The organism is Halostagnicola alkaliphila, from assembly GCF_055379965.1.
The window spans coordinates 44,406-62,689 of record NZ_AP043824.1 but is presented as its reverse complement, the minus strand read 5'-3'; the positions used below and the strand labels follow the sequence as shown (position 1 = coordinate 62,689).

Genomic DNA, 18,284 nt, shown 5'->3' with positions numbered 1-18,284 from the left:
GATGGCACCGCTCCGTCGTGAGTCATCTATAAGAGTGCGGAGCAGATACTTCAACTCATGCGAGATGCATACGTGCTCGGAGCCGGACAGTCGTCGTTCGGCTCGTTTCCCGACGAAACGTATCTGTCGCTGTTCGACGACGCGTTCGACGCGGCGATCGACAGCGCGGACGCGCCAATCAACCCGGAGATGATCGACGAGGCGTTCCTCGGAACGCTCGGCGTCGGCGGCCGCCAGATCGGCCTTTCAGGGCCAGCGGTGACCGAACACATCGGCCTTCATGGCGTTCCGACGACTCGAGTCGAAAACGCTTGCGCCGCGAGCGGCTACGCGTTCCGACAGGCCGTGACGGCCGTCCGATCGGGGATGGTCGACGTCGCGCTGGCCGGCGGCTACGAAGTGATGACCGACGCGAGCTCCGACCACACTCGCTGGTGGCTCGGGGTCAGCGGCGAGACCGAGTGGGAGCGAACGAGCGGGACGACGTTTGCCGGCGTTTACGCACAGATGGCCAGCGCCCACATGGAGGAGTACGGAACGACGACCGAAGACCTCAGTCGCGTCGCGGTCAAAAACCACGGTAACGGGGCACAGAATCCCAAAGCTCACCTCGGCTTCGAGTGTTCGTTAGAGGACGCCGTCTCCGCGCCGTCGGTCGCCGACCCGCTCAACCTCTATCACTGCTGTCCGACGACCGACGGAGCCAGCGCCGTCCTCGTCGCGAGCGAAGACGTCGCGAGAGAACGCAGCGACACGCCGATTCGCGTCGCTGGCTGTGGCGCTTCGAGCGGTCGCGTCGGCCTGTTCCAGCGCGGTTCGTTGACGTCCGTTCCGGCGAGCACCCGCGCGGGAGAAGACGCCTACGAAGCCGCGGGGATCGGTCCGTCGGATCTCGACTTCGCGGAGGTCCACGACTGTTTCGCCATCGCCGAACTGCTGGCCTACGAGGATCTGGGCTTTTGCGAACGAGGCGAAGCCGGACGGCTCCTTCGGGAGGGCGTCACCGATCCCGACGGCGAGTTGCCCACGAACACCAGCGGCGGGCTGAAGTCGAAGGGACACCCGATCGGCGCGACCGGTACCGGCCAGATCGTCGAGGCGTTCGACCAACTGCGCGGCGAGGCCCACGTGCAGGTCGACGATCCGAAATACGGACTCACCCACAACGTCGGCGGGAGCGGGGGCGGCGTGACCGTCCACATCTTCGAAAAGGAGGAGACGGGGGGATCGGTATGAGGGGTATCGTCGCCGCCGGCGTCTACGTTCCTCGATTCCGACTCTCGAGCGACGAACTCGACGACGCGTGGGGGACGAACCACGCATCGGGCGTCGACCGAAAGGCGGTTCCCGCGGCCGACGAGGACTCGCTGACGATGGCCGTCGAAGCGGCCGAACGAGCGCTCGAGAGCCACGCTGTCGACCGAGCGGCGATCGACGTTGTCTCGGCCGCGACGACGACGCCGCCGCTCGAGGAAGGCGACTTCGTTCCGCGACTGATCCGCGCGCTCGACCTTCCGGCGGACGTTGCGAGTGCGACCGCGACTCACCACACCGCAGCGGGAGCCGAGGCGCTCTCGAGGGGACTCGACGCCGACGGAACTACGCTCGTGGTGACGGCCGACTGCCCCGAGGGGGAGCCGGCCGACGCCGACCATCCGTACGGCGCGGGAGCGGCGGCGTTCCTGCTCGGCGACGATCCGGCAGTCGAAATCGAGGACACCGCCTGGTACAGCAACGAGACGCCGGGCGTTCGATTCCGCGAGCGCGACAGTCGGAACGTCGAAGCCCTCGGAATTACGACGTACGAGCGCGACGCGGTTCGCGACGCCGTAACCGACGCGGTGTCTTCGCTCGAGATTGACCCGTCGACGCCGACTGCCGCGGCGATTCACCAGCGCGACGGGGCGTTTCCCTACCGCGTCGCGGGCGATCTGCCGGTATCGAACGAAGCCGTGGCGGCGGGGACGGTCGTCGATCGCATCGGCGACGCCGGGGCGGCCACCGTTCCGATCGGACTGCTTTCAGCGCTTTCGGGAACCGACGACGACGAACTCACGGTCGCCGGGTTCTTCGGCGGCGGGAGCGCGGCGGCGATAGCCTGCAGAGGGACTCTCTCGGTCCCCGGACTCGAGGATATCGAGTCTACCGAACCGATCTCGTACGCGGCGTACCTCCGCGAACGCGGCTACGTCGTCGACGGCGAGGTTTCCGGCGGCGGAGCGAACGTCAGCCTGCCGAACTGGCAGGGATCGCTCGAACAGCGGTATCGACTCGTTGCGGGGTCCTGTCCCGAGTGTGGCGGGGTGACGTTCCCGCCGAAGGGGGCCTGCCAGGAGTGTCACGCTCGAGTCGAGTTCGACGAGTTCGAAGCGCCCCGAACCGGGACCGTTCGGGCGATGACGATCATCGGGCAGGGCGGTGCGCCTCCGGAGTTCGCGGAACTACAGCAACGGGACGGCGCGTACGCGGCCGCGATCGTCGCGTTGGAATCCGACGAGGGGACGATCACGCTTCCCGCACAGGTGACGGATGCCGACCCGGAAACGGTGTCGGTCGGCGATACCGTCGAGGCGACGATCCGGCGGATTTACACGCAAGAGGGAGTGGCGCGCTACGGTGTGAAGTTCAGGCCGACGGAGTAGTTCGACGCCTCGCGTCGGGTCGGTTGGTCGAGTGGTTCGGGTCCTCGAACGGTGAGGGTTGCTCGACTCCAGTGACCGTTCGTTCGATAGGAACATTTTTTATCGTTACTCGAGATGATCCGCGTATGCAAATCACAGTCCTCGGAGCCGGGAGTATGGGCCACGGAATCGCACAGGTCTCGGCGATGGCGGGTCACGACGTCGTTCTTCGGGACATCAAACAGCAGTTCGTCGACGACGGCCTCGAGGGGATCCGCGACAATCTCCAGGGTGGTGTCGACCGCGGAAAGGTATCGGCCGAGGAGATGGAAGCGACCCTCGAGCGAATTTCGGGAACGACCGACCTCGAGGCCGCGGTTGCCGGCGCGGATCTCGTCGTCGAGGCCGTTCCCGAAGAGATGGATCTCAAGAAGGACGTCTTTTCGGACGTCGAGGCCGCGGTGAACGAGGACACTGTCATCGCGTCGAACACGTCCTCGCTGTCGGTGACGGAGATGGCGAGCGCGCTCGAGCACCCCGAACGAGCGATTGGGCTCCACTTCTTCAACCCGCCCCACATCATGGATCTCGTCGAGATCGTCGTCGCCGAACAGACCGACGACGAGACGGAAGCGTTCGCAGTCGACTACGTCCGCGACATCGACAAGGAAGACGTCGTCGTCCGCGACACTGCCGGCTTCGCCTCCTCGAGACTTGGCGTCGCGACGGGGCTCGAAGCGATCCGGATGGTCGAGGAGGGCGTCTCCAGCCCCGCCGACATCGACGAGGCGATGAAGATCGGCTACGGCTATCCGATGGGACCGCTCGAGTTGACCGATCACGTCGGTCTCGACGTTCGCCTCCATATCGCGGAACATCTCCGCGAGGAACTCGGCGAGCGGTTCAAGCCGCCCCAGACGTTGCGTCGGAAGGTCCGGGCGGGCAACCTCGGAAAGAAGTCCGGCGAGGGGTTCTACGTCTGGGAGGACGGCGAGCGCGTCGGCACGAGCGGCGATCGGGGTGGGGACGATGAGTGAGCTCGCGGACGACTACGACCTGCTTTCGGTCGAGGTCGGCGACCGGGCCGATCGCGTCGCGACGATCGCGATCGAGCGTCCGGACGCTAGAAACGCGCTCAACGGCCAGGTTCGGACGGAGCTCAAGGACGCCGTGGCCGCGGCCGACGCCGACGACGACGTGCGCGTCCTCGTGCTCACGGGCGGCGATGGATCCGGATCGTTCGTCGCCGGCGCGGACGTAACCGAGTTTCGAGAGCGTGGGGTCGTCGAGCAGCGTGAGGCCAGCGAACGCCCGCGCGTTTACGAGACGGTCGACGACGCGTCGATTCCGGTTATCGCCCGAATCAACGGCCACGCACTCGGGGGCGGCTGTGAACTCGCCCAGGCCTGTGACGTGCGGATCGCCAAATCCGGATCGAAACTCGGCCAGCCCGAAATCAACCTCGGGATCATCCCCGGAGGCGGAGGCACCCAGCGTCTCACCCGCCTCGTCGGCGAAGGCCAGGCGATGCGGTTGATCCTCTCGGGCGAACTGATCGACGCCGAGGAGGCCCGCGAAATCGGTCTCGTCGACGAGGTCCTCGAGGCGGACGACCTCGACGAGCGGGTGTACGAATTGGCCGGGAAGATGGCCGCGAAGAGCTCGATCGCCCTCGAGTTCGCCAAGAACGCGGTCAAGGCGAGCTCCCGAACGGGACTCGAGGAGGGGTTGGATTACGAGGCGGAACTGTTCGTACAGCTGTTCGCGACGGACGACAAAGACGAGGGGATCGACGCGTTCCTCGAGGGGCGCGAGCCGACGTTCACCGGCGAGTAACGGCGCGAGAACGATCGGTCGAACGAAAGTCGACCGATCGTTCGCCGCCGTTAGGGCAGATATTCGTTCGTCGCGTGGTTTTCGACGTCGAACGTGCCGTCCGTGATTCCCGACGCCTCGAGCTCGTCCATCGCGTACTGGAGGTCGTCGAAGTCGACCTCGTACACCCCGCGGTAGTAATCGTGTTCGGTCAGGTAGAACGCGTCGATCTGTTCTTCGGGGACTTCGAAGTGATCTGCTGCCAACGAGACGACCTCGTCTCGATTCTCCTCGACGTAGTCGATGATGTCGACGTAGTCTTCGGCCCACGTCCGGATCGCATCCTCGTGATCCTCGAGCGCGCGGTTGGCGGCGGCGATGTAGGCGAACGGATACTCTCGATCGAACACCTCGTGGCTCGTGTACACCGCGTTGAATTCGTCGCGGACGCCCGCGGCGAACAGCGGCGGGAGCACGATGGCGTCGACGATGCCGTCTTCGGCGGCCGCCGGGAGCGCGCCGAACTCCTGTTCGACGTACTCGACGTCTTCTTCGGGATCCAATCCGAGATCCATTAACTTCCTGGTGTACGTGGCGTGTATTCCCGTATTAATCGCGTTGATCCCCAAACTCGCGCCTTCCATGTCTTCGGGTTCCGTGAGATCCGAACCGGGCGGCGAGTAGACGGTAAATCCGTAGAAGTCGTCGTGGGCGTCCCAGAAATCGGTCGCGATTTTGGTGATTCCCTGCGGAACCGCGTCTTCCATGATCGCGTTCGCGTAACTTTCGGTCGTCACCTGCGCGATGTCACACTCCCCCGCGGCCATCGCGTTTAGCGAATCGATCGTACTCGAGTCGTTCGAGACGGTGAGTTCGTACTCCTCGCCGACGTTCTCGAGTTCCTCCTGAATCTCGGGAATGCCGAGCAACGAGGCGAAATTCTCGATCGGGACCGTGAAATGATACGATAGCGTCGGTATTCCGTCGTCCCCGCCGAGACACCCCGAAATCCCCGTTATTCCGGCCGCCGTTACGGCTGTCCCTGATTTGAGGAACCCTCTTCTGTCAATAGGTACCATATGTCATAAAATGGGTTGCGTGTATATAAACAATTTCGTCAACGCAGTTCCACGAACGCGAAAGGGGGCGGGGGAACACTTTCGTCAAGCCGGTCCGCCAACTCGCGTTGTAACCGTTCGACATCCTTTCCGTTCGCTCGAATTCCGGCTGGTTTTGGGACGGCGAGACACCGACTTCGATGCGGTGACACCGCAAGGTTAAATTGTGTTGTTTGTGTACGAATGACTAAGTCACATGGTACGGCGGAACATGCAGATGGCCCGGCGGAGCACCACCCCTCATAACAGCAATCAGTAACATACTCATGAAACAGCCATTACTCACTACGGATTATCTGGATCGGGCGGTGGACCTGTTCGGCGACGATACCGGCGTGATCGCCGACGACGGAACCGAATTCACGTACGGCGAGCTCGGCGAACGAGTCGATCGCCTCTCGAACGCGCTGGACGAGCGCGGCGTCGAGAAGGGCGACCGCGTCGCACTCCTCTCGCCGAACTCCCACTACTTCATCGAGACGTTGTACGCGACGATGCAGATCGGCGCGCTGTTCGTCCCGTTGAATTTCCGACTGCAACCTGAGGAGTACGATTACCTCGTCGACGATTGCGACCCGGCCGTCCTCATCGCCGATTACGAGTACGCGGGCAAACTCGAACACCTCAAAGGCGAGCGCGACCTCGAATCGTGGATCGCCTACGACGCCGCCGCCGTCGACGGAGAGTGGGCCGATTACGAAACGGTCCTCGAGGAGTCTTCGCCCGACCCGCCCGAAGACGTCGACATCTCCGAAGAGGACGACGCGACGATCCTCTACACGTCGGGGACGACGGGCGATCCGAAGGGGGTCGTCCACACCCACCGTATCCAGCACTATCACGCGATGATCCACGCCCACCACGTGGAGTTCGAGGACGACGACACCATCCTCTGGACTTCGCCGATGTTCCACATCAACGGCTGGGGGCACATCTACGGGCTCACCGGCATCGGCGGCACGCACGTCATCCTCCGCGATTTCGACCCGGGGACGGTCTTCGAGCGGATCCACGAGTACGACGTTTCCTTCCTCGGGGGTGCGCCGACGGTCCTGAACATGCTGCTCGAGTACCACGAGGAGGCCGACGCTCCCACGAGCGGCGAGAAGCCGGTTCGCGTCGAGACGGCCGCCAGTCCCCCGCCGAAGCAGACCATCCGGCGGACCGAGGACGAACTCGGGTGGCGGATCATCCACGCCTACGGTGCGACCGAGACCGGCCCCCTCATCACGACCAGCAATTCCCGGCGCAAGATCGAGGACGGAGACAAGTACGATATCATCAACAAACCCGGCTTCGCGACGCTGAATACGAAAATCCGCGTGGTCGACGAGGACGGCGAGGACGTGCCGACGGACGACGAGACGAAAGGAGAGGTCGTGGCTCGAGGCAATCAGGTCCTCGACCGGTACTGGAACAAGCCGGAGGAGACCGAACGGGCGTTCAACGATCGCGTCGACGACTGGTTCCACACCGGCGACATCGCGACGATCGACGAGAACAAGATGATTACCATCGTCGATCGGAAGAAAGACATCATTATCTCCGGCGGCGAGAACATCTCCTCGATCGAGGTTCAAGACACGATCTACGATCACCCCGACGTGCAGGTGGCCGCAGTCATCGCCGTCCCTCACGAGAAGTGGGGCGAGACCCCGAAGGCGCTCGTCGTTCCCCGCGAGGGCTCGGACCTGACCGAGGACGAACTCATCGAGTTCACTCGAGAGCGCCTTGCCCACTACAAGTGCCCGACTCGAGTCGAGTTCCGGGAGAACCTTCCGCAGACGTCGACCGGCAAGATTCAGAAGTTCGAGCTCCGCGAGGAACACTGGAGTGACGCCGAGGAGAACGTCAACTAGCGGTAGCGGCCGTTTTCGAAGTGCCTCGAGTCCGTCACGATCGTCGTAGTCGATCTACTTGTCGTAGTCGATCTGCTTGTCGTAGTCGATCTGCTCGACCTACTCGACCTACTCGACCTGCTCGTCTACAAAGAGTCGAATCGTCCGACTCAATCCCGCTCGAGCGGAATCGAACCGCGTTCAGTTCTCCGGACACGGTGGTGTCTCGGCTCGAGATACTCGCACGCTCGAGACCTTATACTCCGGGATGCCGCTGATCGGGTCGAACGACTCCTGGGTCAGTTCGTTGACGGCCCCCTTTGCGAAGTGCATCGGCATGAACACGACGCCGCGGTCGGGGCGGTCGGTCACCTGCGCGCTGACGGTCGTCGAGCCGCGGCGGGATTCGACGGTGACAGCATCGCCGTCGCCGATATCGAGTTGCTCGGCGGTGTCGGGGTGGACCTCGACGAAGCTCTCGCCCACGTGGGACATGATTCCCTCGACGCGGCGACTGAGCGTGCCCGTGTGGAAGTGATAGAGCACCCGACCCGTCGTCATCGTGAGCGGGTATTCCTCGTCGGGGAGCTCGTTCGGCTCGCCGAGGTCGGCGGGGACGAATCGGGCCTTTCCGTCCGCGAAGTTGAACCCATCCTCGTAGAGGTACGGCGTTCCGGGGTCCTCCGCGTCTCTGCACGGCCACTGGAGGCCCCCCTCGTTCTCGAGACGCTCGTGGCTAATCCCCCCGTAGATCGGCGTGAGGTCGGCAATCTCGTCCATCACCTCGGCGGGCGAGTCGTAGGACCAGTCGTAGCCGAGGCGGTTCGCGAGCTCCTGGAGGATCTCCCAGTCCTGACGGGCCGACCCTGGCGTGTCGACGGCCTTGCCGACCATCTGTACCCGGCGTTCGGTGTTCGTGAACGTGCCGTTTTTCTCGGCGAACGACGCAGCCGGAAGGACCACGTCGGCGTGCTCGGCGGTTTCCGTGAGGAAGATGTCTTGGACGACGAGGAAGTCGAGGGCCTCGAGGGCCTCCTCGGCGTGGCCGATATCGGGCTCGGAGAGCGCCGGGTTCTCGCCCATGACGTACATACCCTTGACGTTGCCCTCGTGGGCTTCCGTGAACGTCTCCGGCACCGTTAGCCCGGCCTCTTCGGGCGGTCGTTCGCCCCAGGATTCCTCGAAGGCCTCGAGCACGTCGGGGTCGTCGACCGGCTGATAGCCGGGCAAGGAGTTCGGGAGCGTGCCCATGTCGCCGCCCCCGCCCTGGACGTTGTTGTGTCCGCGAAACGGCGAGAGACCCGCGTTGGGCTTGCCGAGCTGGCCGGTAACCAACGCGAGGTTCGCCAGCGCGAGGACGTTCTGCGTGCCGTGGGAGTGCTGGGTCATCCCCATCGCCCAGCCGAAGACGCAGGTCTCGGCGGCGGCGATCGTCTCCGCTGCACTCTCGAGTTCCTCGGGCGGGACGCCACAGAGGCGCTCGACCTCATCGGGCGTAAACGGCTCGAGTTTTTCCTGCAGTTCGTCGAAGTGTTTCGTGTGTTCCTCGATGAACCCCTCGTCGTGGAGGTCGTTCTCGACGATGTACCGCGTGAGTCCGTTGATCCAGGCGACGTCGAAGCCCGGCTCGACTCGAGTGTACTGGTCGGCGTGGTCGGCGATGTCGACCTTCCTCGGGTCGAAGACGATGAGGTCCGCGCCATCCCGGACGTTCTGTTTGATTCGGGTCGCCAGCACGGGATGGCTTCCGGTCGTGTTCGAACCGGTGATCAGGTAACAGTCGGTATTTGCTACGTCCTCGATGCGGTTGGTCATCGCGCCGTAGCCGACGGTCTGTTTGAGCGCCGCGACGGTCGAGGAGTGACAGAGCCGCGCGCAGTTATCGATGTTCTTCGTCCCGAGCACCTGTCGGGCGAACTTCTGCATGAGGTAGTTCTCTTCGTTGGTACACTTCGAGGACGCGAAACAGGAGACAGCGTCCGGCCCGGTGTCGTCGACGATGGCCGAGAGCTCCTCGACCACTCGCTCTATGGCCTCCTCCCAACTTGCTTCGCGAAGCCGGCCGTTTTCGCGGATTAGCGGCGTCTCGAGGCGGTCCTCGCTGTTGACGAAGTCGTAGCCGAACTTTCCTTTCACGCAGGTCGAAAACCCGTCGTTCGCGGGTGCGTGGTCCGAATCGGTCGGCCGGACGCCGAGCACTTCGTCGTCTTTGCCGTACACGTCGAACCGACAGCCGACGCTACAGTAGCCACAGGTCGTTTCGGTCACGTCGACGTCGTCGAGGCGGTGCTTCGAGACGAACTCTGCGATATCGAACATCTGTCCTTCGGAGAGGACGCTCGAGGCGACCCCCTCTGCGGCGTGCTCTGCCTCGAGGAATGCACGCTCGCCTGCCCCCCGCAGGGCCAAACTCGCCTGCTGTTTCCCGCGTTGCATCACGCCGGCGACGCCCGAGAGCGAGTCTTCCGGCTCGGAGTCGGCGACCCCTGTGGCGTTCTCGTCGGTGCCGGCGGCTTTCTCGCCCTCGTCGTCCCCGTCGTACTCGATCGCTTTCCCGATCGAATTCTTCTGCGTGAACCCGGGGATCGGAAGGGTTGCGCTGTCGACGAGTCCCTTCTCCGTGAGCGAGCCGGTCGGACAGACGGTCGCGCAGTGTCCACAGGAGACACACGAGGAGCCGGCCATCGCCTCGCTCTCGTTCTGGAAACCGATTCGGGTATCCTCGCCGGTTCCTTCGATTCGGAGGACGCCTTCGACCTGTACGTCGTTGCAGGCCTCCACACAGCGATTGCAGAGGATGCACTTGTTCCGGTCGATCTGGATGAACGGCGACGTATCGTCCAGCGGTTCGTAGGCGTCTCGGTCGTCGAAGACGCCGTATCGCGGATGCTCGACCTCCTGTTCGATCGCGGTATCCTGCAGTTCACAGCGGCCGTTCTTCCCGCAGGTCGTACAGCGGAGGTTGTGATTCGAGAGCACCAGATCGAGGTTGACGTCTCGGACTTCCGACGCTTCGGCATCGTCCGTTCGAACGTTCATCCCCTCCTCAGCGGGGTGGCTACACGAGGAGACCAGTCCGTGTTCTTCGGTCTCGACGACGCACGTCTGGCACGTGCTTCGCGGCCCGATTTCGTCGCTCTGGTCGTAGTGACAGAGCGCCGGAACGGACGAGCCGTCGCCGACCGCCTCGAGCGCGTCGAGCACCGTCGCATCGCCGCTGACGGTGACCGACTGGCCGTCCACGGTCAACGTCGTCGGCCCGTCGCCGGTCGGAACGTCCGGATCGTTCGCCGTGCCGGTCTGGAAGTCTTCGGTCAGGGGCGTGCTCGGCTGGGGATCCTCCACGGAGGGAACGCCGGGAAGCGGCGACTGACCTGTTCCGGCCCTCGAATCGTCGTTCGAGCTCACGACTGACTCACCTCGCACTCGCCGGCGGGACACCGGCCATCAGCGTGTGCGGAGAACTCCGATTCGAAACGATCCAGCGCGGTCGTCACGGGCCGAGCGGCGTCCCGTCCGAACCCGCAGACGCTCGAGCGCTCCATCACTCGAGCGAGTTCCCGGGCGTCCGCGACGATGTCCTGATCGTCGTAGGCGGCCCGAAGGAGTTCGGTCAACTGAACGGAGCCCTCGCGACACGGAACACACCGCCCGCAGTTTTGCTCGCGAGCGAAGGTGGCTCGTCGTCCGGCCAGGGCTACTGCACACCGATCGTCGCCGAACAGTTCGACCGCGCCGTTCGTTCCGAGCCCCGACGACTCGAGGCCGTTCGCGGTCACTGGCACGTCGAGGGACTCCGTGAGTCCGCCGAAGGTTCCGCCGACGCAGGCGACTTTCATCCGCTTGTTGGTCTCGACGGCCTCGAGCGCCGTCTCGAGGGTCGCGCTCGTCGGAAGTTCGACGATTCCGCGGGCGTCGACGGCTCCGCTTACGTCGAATACTCGCGTACCCGGATCGTCGTCGACGCCGACGAGCGGTCGATCCGAAGCCAGTTGCCGGATCTGGGCGAACGTCCGCGGGGTGTGAACGATCGTCGGCCGGCCGTAGAGCCCGTATTCGGCGGGCCCCGGCGGACTGCGTCGGGCCTCGAGGCGGTCGTTCCCTTCGAGGGACTCGAGCGCCATCGTCGGCTCGCCGGCCTTGTACTCGTCGGGACCGGCGACGACCTCGACGCTCACGTCGTGGCCGTCGAACGCGGTGCTGGTGACTGACTCGGCGGCGGTTGACGCCGTCCGTTGGACGGCCTCCTCCGCTTCGTTGACGTAGACGACGACGTTCGGCGCGCCGATTTGTTTCGCGACCGCCACGGCGGGGTCGAGCACGCTGAACGGATCCGAACGCAACAGCAACGAGTCGACGGTTACCCGGTGATCGGCTTCGTTGGCGTTGACGACGACGACCGGTTCGCCGTCGGCGTCGATCGCGGTCTGCCAGCGGTCGCCGACGGCTTCGTCGCTGGCGTCGTCCCCCCGCCCGCGTCCTCGAAGGCCCGCGTCGGCGACGAGTTCGAGCAGGGATTGGCCGTCCGATTCGGTCGTCTCGCTCGAGAGGACCGTTCCTCGAGCGAGGTAGTCGTCCTCGCTCGCCGGATCGGCCCAGCCGCAGGCCTCGAGGACGCGTCGCTCGCCGGTTGCGAGCCGGGAGCGTTCGGGAATCGGAAGGACCGACGTTTCGGGGTCGTGGTCGACGAGCCACGTCGCCGTCTCGTCGGGTAGTTCTCCGTTGGCGAGCGCTTCGGTGACGGCCGTTGCAGCGTCGGGATCACACTGTGTGAGGACGGCAGTCTCGCCCTCGAGCGTCGCCAGCAGTAGCGGTTCGATCGCGGTCGCGCCGGTCGATCCGACGTCGACGACCGGAACGTCACCCGTCGCGTCCGAGGCGGCAGTTCGTACCGACGATGAATCCGTTGTTCCTGCCACGCGAACGACCGGTGACGACCCGCTTGTGTTCCCGTCCATTGATCGGATCCAGAGTGGCCGATGGTGTAAACCTTGTCTTCGACGGAGAACGCGGCGACGAGCTGGCGCGGCCGACGCGGCGATTTACGCCGGTAGTTACTCTCCCGTGAATTCGGGATCGCGCTTCTCTCGGAACGCTCGAATCCCCTCCCGGTGATCCGCCGTCTCGAGGAGGGTGCTCTGGGCGTAGGATTCGAGCAAGCCGGCCGTCTGCGTATCGGTCTCGCGAGCGGCGTTGACGACGCGTTTGGCCAGGCCGACGGCCTGTGGGGGGCGGTCGCAGAGCGATTCGGCGTACTCGAGCGCGGCGGTCTCCGGATCCGCTTCGAGTCGCTCGATCAGTCCGATTTCTCGTGCGCGCTCGCCGTCGACGAGCTCGCCGCTGAATATCATGTCTTTGGCAATCCCCGGACCGACGAGGGTGACGAACCGCGAGCAGCCGCCTAAACCGGGGATCAGTCCGATATTGTGTTCCGGAAAGCCAAGCGTCGCATCGGGGGCGGCGATCCTTACGTCACACGCCAGCGCGAGTTCGAGCCCGCCGCCGACGCACGTTCCGTCTAGCGCCGCGAGAACGGGTTTTTCGATCTCCTCGAGTCCCTCGAAGGCCCTCCCGAGGATACGAGAGTTCGATCGAAACTCCGCGGTCGTCCACGATTGTGCTTCCTCGAAGAGGCCGACGTCGGCGCCGACCGAAAAGACGTCGTCGGCCCCGGTGAACACGCCGACCCGAACGCGGTCCTCGCGGAGCACGTCGACCGCTTCGGCCAGTTCGTGGCGCATCTGTTGATCGATCGCGTTCACCGGATCGTTGTCGAGCCGAACGGTCGCGATTCCATCTTCGACGGATACCTCGAGCGTTTCGAATTCCATACCCACCCGTTTGGCTCCCAACCGTTTTGATTCTATTGTCTCTCCGGCCGCGTACTCGAGTCCGTGAGTGAGACGACTATCTCCTCGCTCACCGTCCATCGCTACCGACGCGAGCACCCCCGATACAGGGGTTCTCGGCCCCACTACGGGTTTCGACGTAGCTGTCGTGGTACTCCATGAGTTGAAACAGCGTGCCGGTCGGGTTCGCCGGCGAAACGAACGCTTCCGTCCAGTCGTCTCGTTCCGTGTAGTCGACGACTCGAATCGCTTCGTCCTCGAGCGCCCCGATGATCTCGTCGATATCGGCCACCTCGAGGGTCACGTGGTGGAGTCCCGGTCCGTGTTCCTCGAGGTAGTTCGTCAAAAACGTGTCCTCGGCGATCGGCGCGATGAGTTCGATCCGCGAGGCGTCGCCGAGTTCGTAGTAGGCCCATTTGAACTCGTCGTCGACCGGCTCTTCGAGTATCTTCTCACAGCCGAGCGCCTCGAGAAACGGTTCGCCAGTCTCGATCGAATCGATGGCGATTCCGACGTGGTCGACCCGAATCGGAACGTCGTGTGCTGTCATTACACACTCGTATAGACTACCCGTACACAAAGAGATTCCCGTCGGCGAAAATCCCTACTCCCAATCGGGCTGGCGATTCTCGAGGAACGCCGACAACCCTTCGTCGAAGACGTCCGAATCGCTCATCCGTTTGATGGCGGCTCGTTCTTCCTCTAAGTGTTGATCGAGGTGGCCCTCGAAGACGGTGTCGACGAGTTCCTTCGTCCGGGCGTAGGTCTCCGTCGGACCGTTAGCGTACCCGATCGCCCGTTCGGTAACCCTGTCGACGAACGTCGCTTCCGGGCCGTCGAAACACTCGTTCGCCAGCCCGAGGTCGACGGCTTCGCGCGCCGTGATCGGTTCCGGATCGAAAAACAGCTCGCGGGCTTTGTACGGTCCGACGGTCTTGACGAGGAAGAACGGGGCCGCGTTATCGGGGGTGAGGCCCACTCGAGCGTAGCCCGTGTTGAGGACGGCGTCCTCGTGCATGTAGACGAGATCCGACGCGAGGACGAACCCGAGCCCGCCGCCCGCGGCGACGCCGGTGACGCCCGCGATAACCGGTGCCGGGAAGCTTCGAACGGATCGGATAAACCGATTCGACGCACCGGCGATCGTATCGATTTTCGCCGATCGCATCTCCTGTGGCGTTTGTTCGATCTCGTCGAGGTCCGCTCCCGCTGAAAACACCGGCTCGCCGTAGAGGACGATGGCGTCGACCTCGCCGGAGAGCGATTCGACGGCGGTTGCCAACGCTTCGACGCTCGAGGGGTGGAACACGTTCAGCGACGTTTCGTTCGTTTCGAGAACGAGTCGCGCGACGGACTCGTCTCCCAGGTGTTCGATGCGAACCGACTCGTGGACGCGTTCGGTTTCTGTGATCACGGTTATTCACTCCTGTGAAACGCCATTATTTGACACCGAGGTACGACTCCATCGCTTCGCGATCGCTCGCCAGCGCTTCGGCGGGCGATTCGTGGACGATTTCGCCCGTCTCGAGGACGTACGCGTAATCCGCGAGTCCGAGCGCCATCTCCGCGTTCTGTTCGACGAGCAGGATCGTCACGCCGTCCTCGTTGAGCTCCCGAATGATGTCCTCGACGTCGTCGACGATCTGCGGTGCGAGCCCTTCGGACGGCTCGTCGAGCAAGAGCAGATCGGTTTCGGGCCCCAACAGTGCGCGGGCGATGGCCAGCATCTGCTGTTCGCCGCCGCTCATCGTCCCGGCGTCCTGTTCTCTGCGCTCGTCGAGGCGAGGGAATCGGCGGTAGATCTCTTCGAATCGGTCGCCCTGCTCTTTTTCGCCGCTGTGGGCCGCGAGTCGGAGGTTTTCCTCGACGGTTAGTCCGCCGAAGACGCGTCGTTCCTCGGGGACCCACGAGATCCCCTCCTTGCGGATTTCGTGGGGCTCTCGGGCCTGAATCTGTTCGCTACCTTTGACGATCCGGCCGTTCGTAACAGGGGTCAGTCCCATGATGCTCCGGAGCGTCGTCGTCTTTCCGGCCCCGTTTCGGCCGACCAGCGCGACGACGTCTCCTCGATCGACCGTCAGCGACAGATCGAACAGGATGTGGCTCTCTCCGTAGTGGGTGTCTATCGACTCGACCGACAGCAGGGACTCGCCTCCGTCGGTGCGTTGGCGTCCTCGATCACGGTCGGATTCAGTCACGGCCACCACCTCCGAGGTAGGCCTCCTGGACGCGGTCGTCCTGCTGTATCTCGGCCGGCGTTCCGCGAGCGAGCAAGGATCCCTTGTTCATCACGGCGATACGATCCGAGATGTCCATGACGATATCCATATCGTGCTCGATGAGCACGAGCGTCACGTCCGTTGCGATTTCCGTGATCAACTCGACGGTCTCTCTGGTCTCTTCGGGACTCATCCCCGCGGTGGGTTCGTCCATCAACAGTAGGTCGGGATCGGCCGCGAGCGAAATCGCGATCTCGAGGTGTCGACGCTGGCCGTAGGAAAGGTTGGCGGCCGGTCGCTGGGCAACGTCAGCCAAGTGGACCCGTTCGAGTACGCGGCTTGCCTCCTCGATCGGTTGTTCGACCGAACCGTGGTGGCGAACGAAATCTGACGGCCGGAAGCCGGTCTGGCGCGCCTGGGTGGCGAGCCGGACGTTCTCGAGGGCCGTTAGTTCGCTGAAGAAGTTCGTGATCTGGTACGACCGAACGATGCCGTCCGCGACGATTTTGTGCGGCTTTTTCCCGCCGATGTCGACGCCGCGGAATTTGATGGAACCGCTCGTGGGCTCGTGCTTTCCGGTAAAGAGGTTGAACAGCGTCGTCTTTCCGGCTCCGTTGGGCCCGATGATCGAGTTGATCGTTCCGGACTCGATCTCGATCGATACGTCGTCCACCGCGGTCAGCGCTCCGAACTTCTTGGTGAGTCCGTTCGTCTCGAGGACGATACCGTCTTCGAACGTCGCGGAATTCGGCTCTGTCGTTGTGGTACTCATAGTTATCCTCTCACCGCTTCGAGATAGTTTCGAACTGCCTGTTTTGCGTTCTCGAGTGCACTACCCGGATCGTCTCGGATCGAGATCAGGATTCCGGCCAGTCCCCGCGGCGCGAAGATGACGACGCCGACGAATATCGCGCCGAGGATGATCTCCCAGCTCGCGAAGCCGGCGAGTTGCTCCTCGAGCAAGACGACCAGTCCGGCTCCGAGCATCGGTCCCCAGAGCGTTCCCATGCCGCCGAGCAACAACATGACGATGAGTTCGCCGCTGATCATCCAGTGGAGTAGTCCCGGGTGAGCGACGCTCTGGAACGGGACGTACAGGCCGCCTGCGAGTCCGGCGAAACCGCCGCTGATCGCGAAGCCGACCACTTTGTACCGCTGTACGTTGTACCCGATAAACTCGGTCCGTTCTTCGTTCTCGCGGATCCCCTGCAACACCCGTCCGAACTGCGAGTTCGCGAGCCGGATGATAATTGCAAGCGAGAGAGCGACCAGTGCGAGCGTCAGGTAAAAGTACATGAGCGTCGACGTGAAGTCGATTCCGAACAGTTCGTACATCCCGATGCCGTACAGCCCGTTGTCGCCGCCGGTGACCGAGTCGCGCCCGAGAACCGTCGCCGGAAGGTCGGTGAACGCGATCACGTAGAACATCTGCGCGAACGCGAGGGTAAGCATTGCGAAGTAAATCCCCCGAGCCCGAACGCTCAGCCAGCCGATAAGGGCCGCGATCACGACGCCCGAGACGACGGCGAGGGGTAACACGACGAGAGCGTGTGGCGTAACCTCGGTGATCACGATCGCGGCGGCGTAGCCGCCCGCCCCGAACATCGCGGCGTGACCGAACGAAAGCAACCCCGCGTAGCCGAAGACGAAGTCAAGACTCAACGCCAACAGCGCGAAGATCATCATTCGGACCATGAGGTTCAACCAGAACGGGTGGATCATCTGAACGATCGGTGCTGCGATGGCGAGCACGGCAATCGCGATGACCAGCGCGAATCTCCCCTGACTCGAGAGGAGTCGGTTTCCCGTTCGCGAGGGCGAACTTCGTTCGAAGAATTCGGTTACTGCTTTCATCTACGCTGCCTCCGTGGCTCCGAAGAGCCCGCTCGGTTTGATCATGAGAACGACTGCCATCAACAGGAACAGGAACAGTTCGGTCAGCGTCGGCGCGATCAGCGCGCCGTAGGCGCTGACGAGCCCGATTAGTAACGCGCTGTACACCGCGCCGCGGAAACTCCCGAGTCCGCCGATAACGACGATGATGAACGCTTCGATGATGATTCCGAACCCCATTCCCGGGTGAACGGATTGCGTTCCGCTCAAAAGCACCCCGGCGACGCCGGCGAGGATGGCTCCGAACACGAACACGCCGGTAAACACCTTCGAGACGTCGATGCCGAGCGCGTTCACCATTTCGGTGTCGTGTGCGCTTGCGCGCATCAGGATTCCAAGGTTCGACCGTTCGATGCCGATCCAGACGAGTCCGATCAGGACGGTACTGAAAACGAACACGAACAGCCAGTACAACGGGTAGTTAACTGGGCCGATCGGGACCGATCCCGAGAGGATCTCGGGGACCGAAATCTGTCTCGATTGGCCGCCCCATATCTGGAGGATCGCCCCCTGTATCATGATCGCGATCCCGAACGTCAGGAGGATGTGATAGAGCGGGTTTCGCCCGTACAGTGGTCGAAGCGACAGGATCTCGATAGCCGCGCCGATAACGCCGACGATGAGGGGGGCAAGCAGTAACGCCAGCCAGAAGCTTCCGAACTGTCCGGCGATAACCGTCCCGAGATAGGCCCCGAGCATGAACAGGGCTCCGTGGGCGAAGTTGATCACGTCGAGCATCCCGAAGATGAGGGTCAGTCCCGCCGCGATGAGCGCGAGCGTCATCCCTAACTGGAGCCCGAGTAACGTCGCGCGGATAATCGATTCAACCATGTGTTGGTGTTTCTCCTCGAGTCACGTTCTCGAACCGGTCCCGGCTGCTCTTCGTCAGAGCGTTTTCGGACCGTCGTTTCCGCTCGAGACGGCGTGGTAG

General features: G+C 63.5%; 15 protein-coding genes. 5 read left to right on the top strand and 10 right to left on the bottom strand.

Going from position 1 to position 18,284, the window contains the following annotated elements; all coding sequences use genetic code 11:
* Nucleotides 1-57: 57 nt before the first annotated feature.
* The 4 genes from ACZ5C7_RS00275 (at nucleotide 58) to ACZ5C7_RS00260 (ending at nucleotide 4,457) form a co-directional block, all read left to right on the top strand.
* Nucleotides 58-1,236 carry a thiolase domain-containing protein gene (locus tag ACZ5C7_RS00275; protein WP_464374397.1) on the top strand — a complete coding sequence of 393 codons (1,179 nt, stop codon included), beginning with the start codon at nucleotides 58-60 and terminating at the stop codon, nucleotides 1,234-1,236.
* Nucleotides 1,233-2,642, top strand: coding sequence for a zinc ribbon domain-containing protein (locus ACZ5C7_RS00270; RefSeq protein WP_464374396.1), 1,410 nt, complete (start codon nucleotides 1,233-1,235; stop codon nucleotides 2,640-2,642). The genes ACZ5C7_RS00275 and ACZ5C7_RS00270 overlap by 4 nt, the downstream gene beginning before the upstream one ends.
* Before the next feature lie 125 nt (nucleotides 2,643-2,767).
* Nucleotides 2,768-3,658, top strand: coding sequence for a 3-hydroxyacyl-CoA dehydrogenase family protein (locus ACZ5C7_RS00265; RefSeq protein ID WP_464374395.1), 891 nt, complete (start codon nucleotides 2,768-2,770; stop codon nucleotides 3,656-3,658).
* Nucleotides 3,651-4,457: an enoyl-CoA hydratase/isomerase family protein gene (locus ACZ5C7_RS00260; protein ID WP_464374394.1), complete on the top strand. Its 807-nt coding sequence runs from the start codon at nucleotides 3,651-3,653 to the stop codon at nucleotides 4,455-4,457. The genes ACZ5C7_RS00265 and ACZ5C7_RS00260 overlap by 8 nt, the downstream gene beginning before the upstream one ends.
* A gap of 50 nt (nucleotides 4,458-4,507) precedes the next feature.
* On the opposite strand, the gene ACZ5C7_RS00255 is transcribed toward ACZ5C7_RS00260, so the two are convergent.
* Nucleotides 4,508-5,515 (bottom strand): ABC transporter substrate-binding protein, encoded by a 1,008-nt coding sequence (locus tag ACZ5C7_RS00255; RefSeq protein WP_464374393.1) that lies wholly within the window; start codon nucleotides 5,513-5,515, stop codon nucleotides 4,508-4,510.
* Between the two features lie 305 nt (nucleotides 5,516-5,820).
* Between ACZ5C7_RS00255 and ACZ5C7_RS00250 the strand changes: the two genes are divergently transcribed.
* A complete protein-coding gene (locus tag ACZ5C7_RS00250; protein ID WP_464374392.1) occupies nucleotides 5,821-7,413 on the top strand; it encodes a long-chain-fatty-acid--CoA ligase in 1,593 nt (530 codons plus the stop codon).
* A 180-nt stretch (nucleotides 7,414-7,593) separates the two neighbouring features.
* Here ACZ5C7_RS00250 and fdhF read toward each other — a convergent pair whose 3' ends face one another.
* The 9 genes from fdhF to ACZ5C7_RS00205 form a co-directional block, all read right to left on the bottom strand.
* Entirely contained in the window at nucleotides 7,594-10,800 is a 3,207-nt protein-coding gene (fdhF, locus tag ACZ5C7_RS00245) for a formate dehydrogenase subunit alpha (protein ID WP_464374391.1), read from the bottom strand.
* Nucleotides 10,797-12,350: an NADH-ubiquinone oxidoreductase-F iron-sulfur binding region domain-containing protein gene (locus ACZ5C7_RS00240; RefSeq protein ID WP_464374390.1), complete on the bottom strand. Its 1,554-nt coding sequence runs from the start codon at nucleotides 12,348-12,350 to the stop codon at nucleotides 10,797-10,799. Before ACZ5C7_RS00240 ends, fdhF begins: the two co-directional genes overlap by 4 nt.
* A gap of 96 nt (nucleotides 12,351-12,446) precedes the next feature.
* Nucleotides 12,447-13,322, bottom strand: coding sequence for an enoyl-CoA hydratase/isomerase family protein (locus ACZ5C7_RS00235; protein WP_464374389.1), 876 nt, complete (start codon nucleotides 13,320-13,322; stop codon nucleotides 12,447-12,449).
* Nucleotides 13,312-13,791 (bottom strand): VOC family protein, encoded by a 480-nt coding sequence (locus tag ACZ5C7_RS00230; RefSeq protein ID WP_464374388.1) that lies wholly within the window; start codon nucleotides 13,789-13,791, stop codon nucleotides 13,312-13,314. Before ACZ5C7_RS00230 ends, ACZ5C7_RS00235 begins: the two co-directional genes overlap by 11 nt.
* Nucleotides 13,792-13,845: 54 nt before the next feature.
* Complete coding sequence (locus ACZ5C7_RS00225) at nucleotides 13,846-14,655, bottom strand: enoyl-CoA hydratase/isomerase family protein (protein WP_464374387.1); 810 nt, start codon at nucleotides 14,653-14,655, stop codon at nucleotides 13,846-13,848.
* A 25-nt stretch (nucleotides 14,656-14,680) separates the two neighbouring features.
* Entirely contained in the window at nucleotides 14,681-15,445 is a 765-nt protein-coding gene (locus ACZ5C7_RS00220; RefSeq protein ID WP_464374386.1) for an ABC transporter ATP-binding protein, read from the bottom strand.
* The gene (locus tag ACZ5C7_RS00215; RefSeq protein WP_464374385.1) at nucleotides 15,432-16,232 is read right to left on the bottom strand and encodes an ABC transporter ATP-binding protein; all 801 of its coding nucleotides are present in this window, start codon (nucleotides 16,230-16,232) and stop codon (nucleotides 15,432-15,434) included. Before ACZ5C7_RS00215 ends, ACZ5C7_RS00220 begins: the two co-directional genes overlap by 14 nt.
* 2 nt (nucleotides 16,233-16,234) lie before the next feature.
* Nucleotides 16,235-17,314 (bottom strand): branched-chain amino acid ABC transporter permease, encoded by a 1,080-nt coding sequence (locus ACZ5C7_RS00210; RefSeq protein WP_464374384.1) that lies wholly within the window; start codon nucleotides 17,312-17,314, stop codon nucleotides 16,235-16,237.
* A complete protein-coding gene (locus ACZ5C7_RS00205) occupies nucleotides 17,315-18,184 on the bottom strand; it encodes a branched-chain amino acid ABC transporter permease (protein ID WP_464374383.1) in 870 nt (289 codons plus the stop codon).
* Nucleotides 18,185-18,284 lie beyond the last annotated feature (100 nt).

What these genes read in the sequence shown, in the direction of transcription:
- ACZ5C7_RS00275 (WP_464374397.1), top strand. Translation starts at nt 58, where the DNA reads ATGCGAGATGCATACGTGCTCGGAGCCGGACAGTCGTCGTTCGGCTCG.
- ACZ5C7_RS00270 (WP_464374396.1), top strand. Translation starts at nt 1,233, where the DNA reads ATGAGGGGTATCGTCGCCGCCGGCGTCTACGTTCCTCGATTCCGACTC.
- ACZ5C7_RS00265 (WP_464374395.1), top strand. Translation starts at nt 2,768, where the DNA reads ATGCAAATCACAGTCCTCGGAGCCGGGAGTATGGGCCACGGAATCGCA.
- ACZ5C7_RS00260 (WP_464374394.1), top strand. Translation starts at nt 3,651, where the DNA reads ATGAGTGAGCTCGCGGACGACTACGACCTGCTTTCGGTCGAGGTCGGC.
- ACZ5C7_RS00255 (WP_464374393.1), bottom strand. Translation starts at nt 5,515, where the DNA reads ATGGTACCTATTGACAGAAGAGGGTTCCTCAAATCAGGGACAGCCGTA.
- ACZ5C7_RS00250 (WP_464374392.1), top strand. Translation starts at nt 5,821, where the DNA reads ATGAAACAGCCATTACTCACTACGGATTATCTGGATCGGGCGGTGGAC.
- ACZ5C7_RS00240 (WP_464374390.1), bottom strand. Translation starts at nt 12,350, where the DNA reads ATGGACGGGAACACAAGCGGGTCGTCACCGGTCGTTCGCGTGGCAGGA.
- ACZ5C7_RS00235 (WP_464374389.1), bottom strand. Translation starts at nt 13,322, where the DNA reads ATGGACGGTGAGCGAGGAGATAGTCGTCTCACTCACGGACTCGAGTAC.
- ACZ5C7_RS00230 (WP_464374388.1), bottom strand. Translation starts at nt 13,791, where the DNA reads ATGACAGCACACGACGTTCCGATTCGGGTCGACCACGTCGGAATCGCC.
- ACZ5C7_RS00215 (WP_464374385.1), bottom strand. Translation starts at nt 16,232, where the DNA reads ATGAGTACCACAACGACAGAGCCGAATTCCGCGACGTTCGAAGACGGT.
- ACZ5C7_RS00210 (WP_464374384.1), bottom strand. Translation starts at nt 17,314, where the DNA reads ATGAAAGCAGTAACCGAATTCTTCGAACGAAGTTCGCCCTCGCGAACG.
- ACZ5C7_RS00205 (WP_464374383.1), bottom strand. Translation starts at nt 18,184, where the DNA reads ATGGTTGAATCGATTATCCGCGCGACGTTACTCGGGCTCCAGTTAGGG.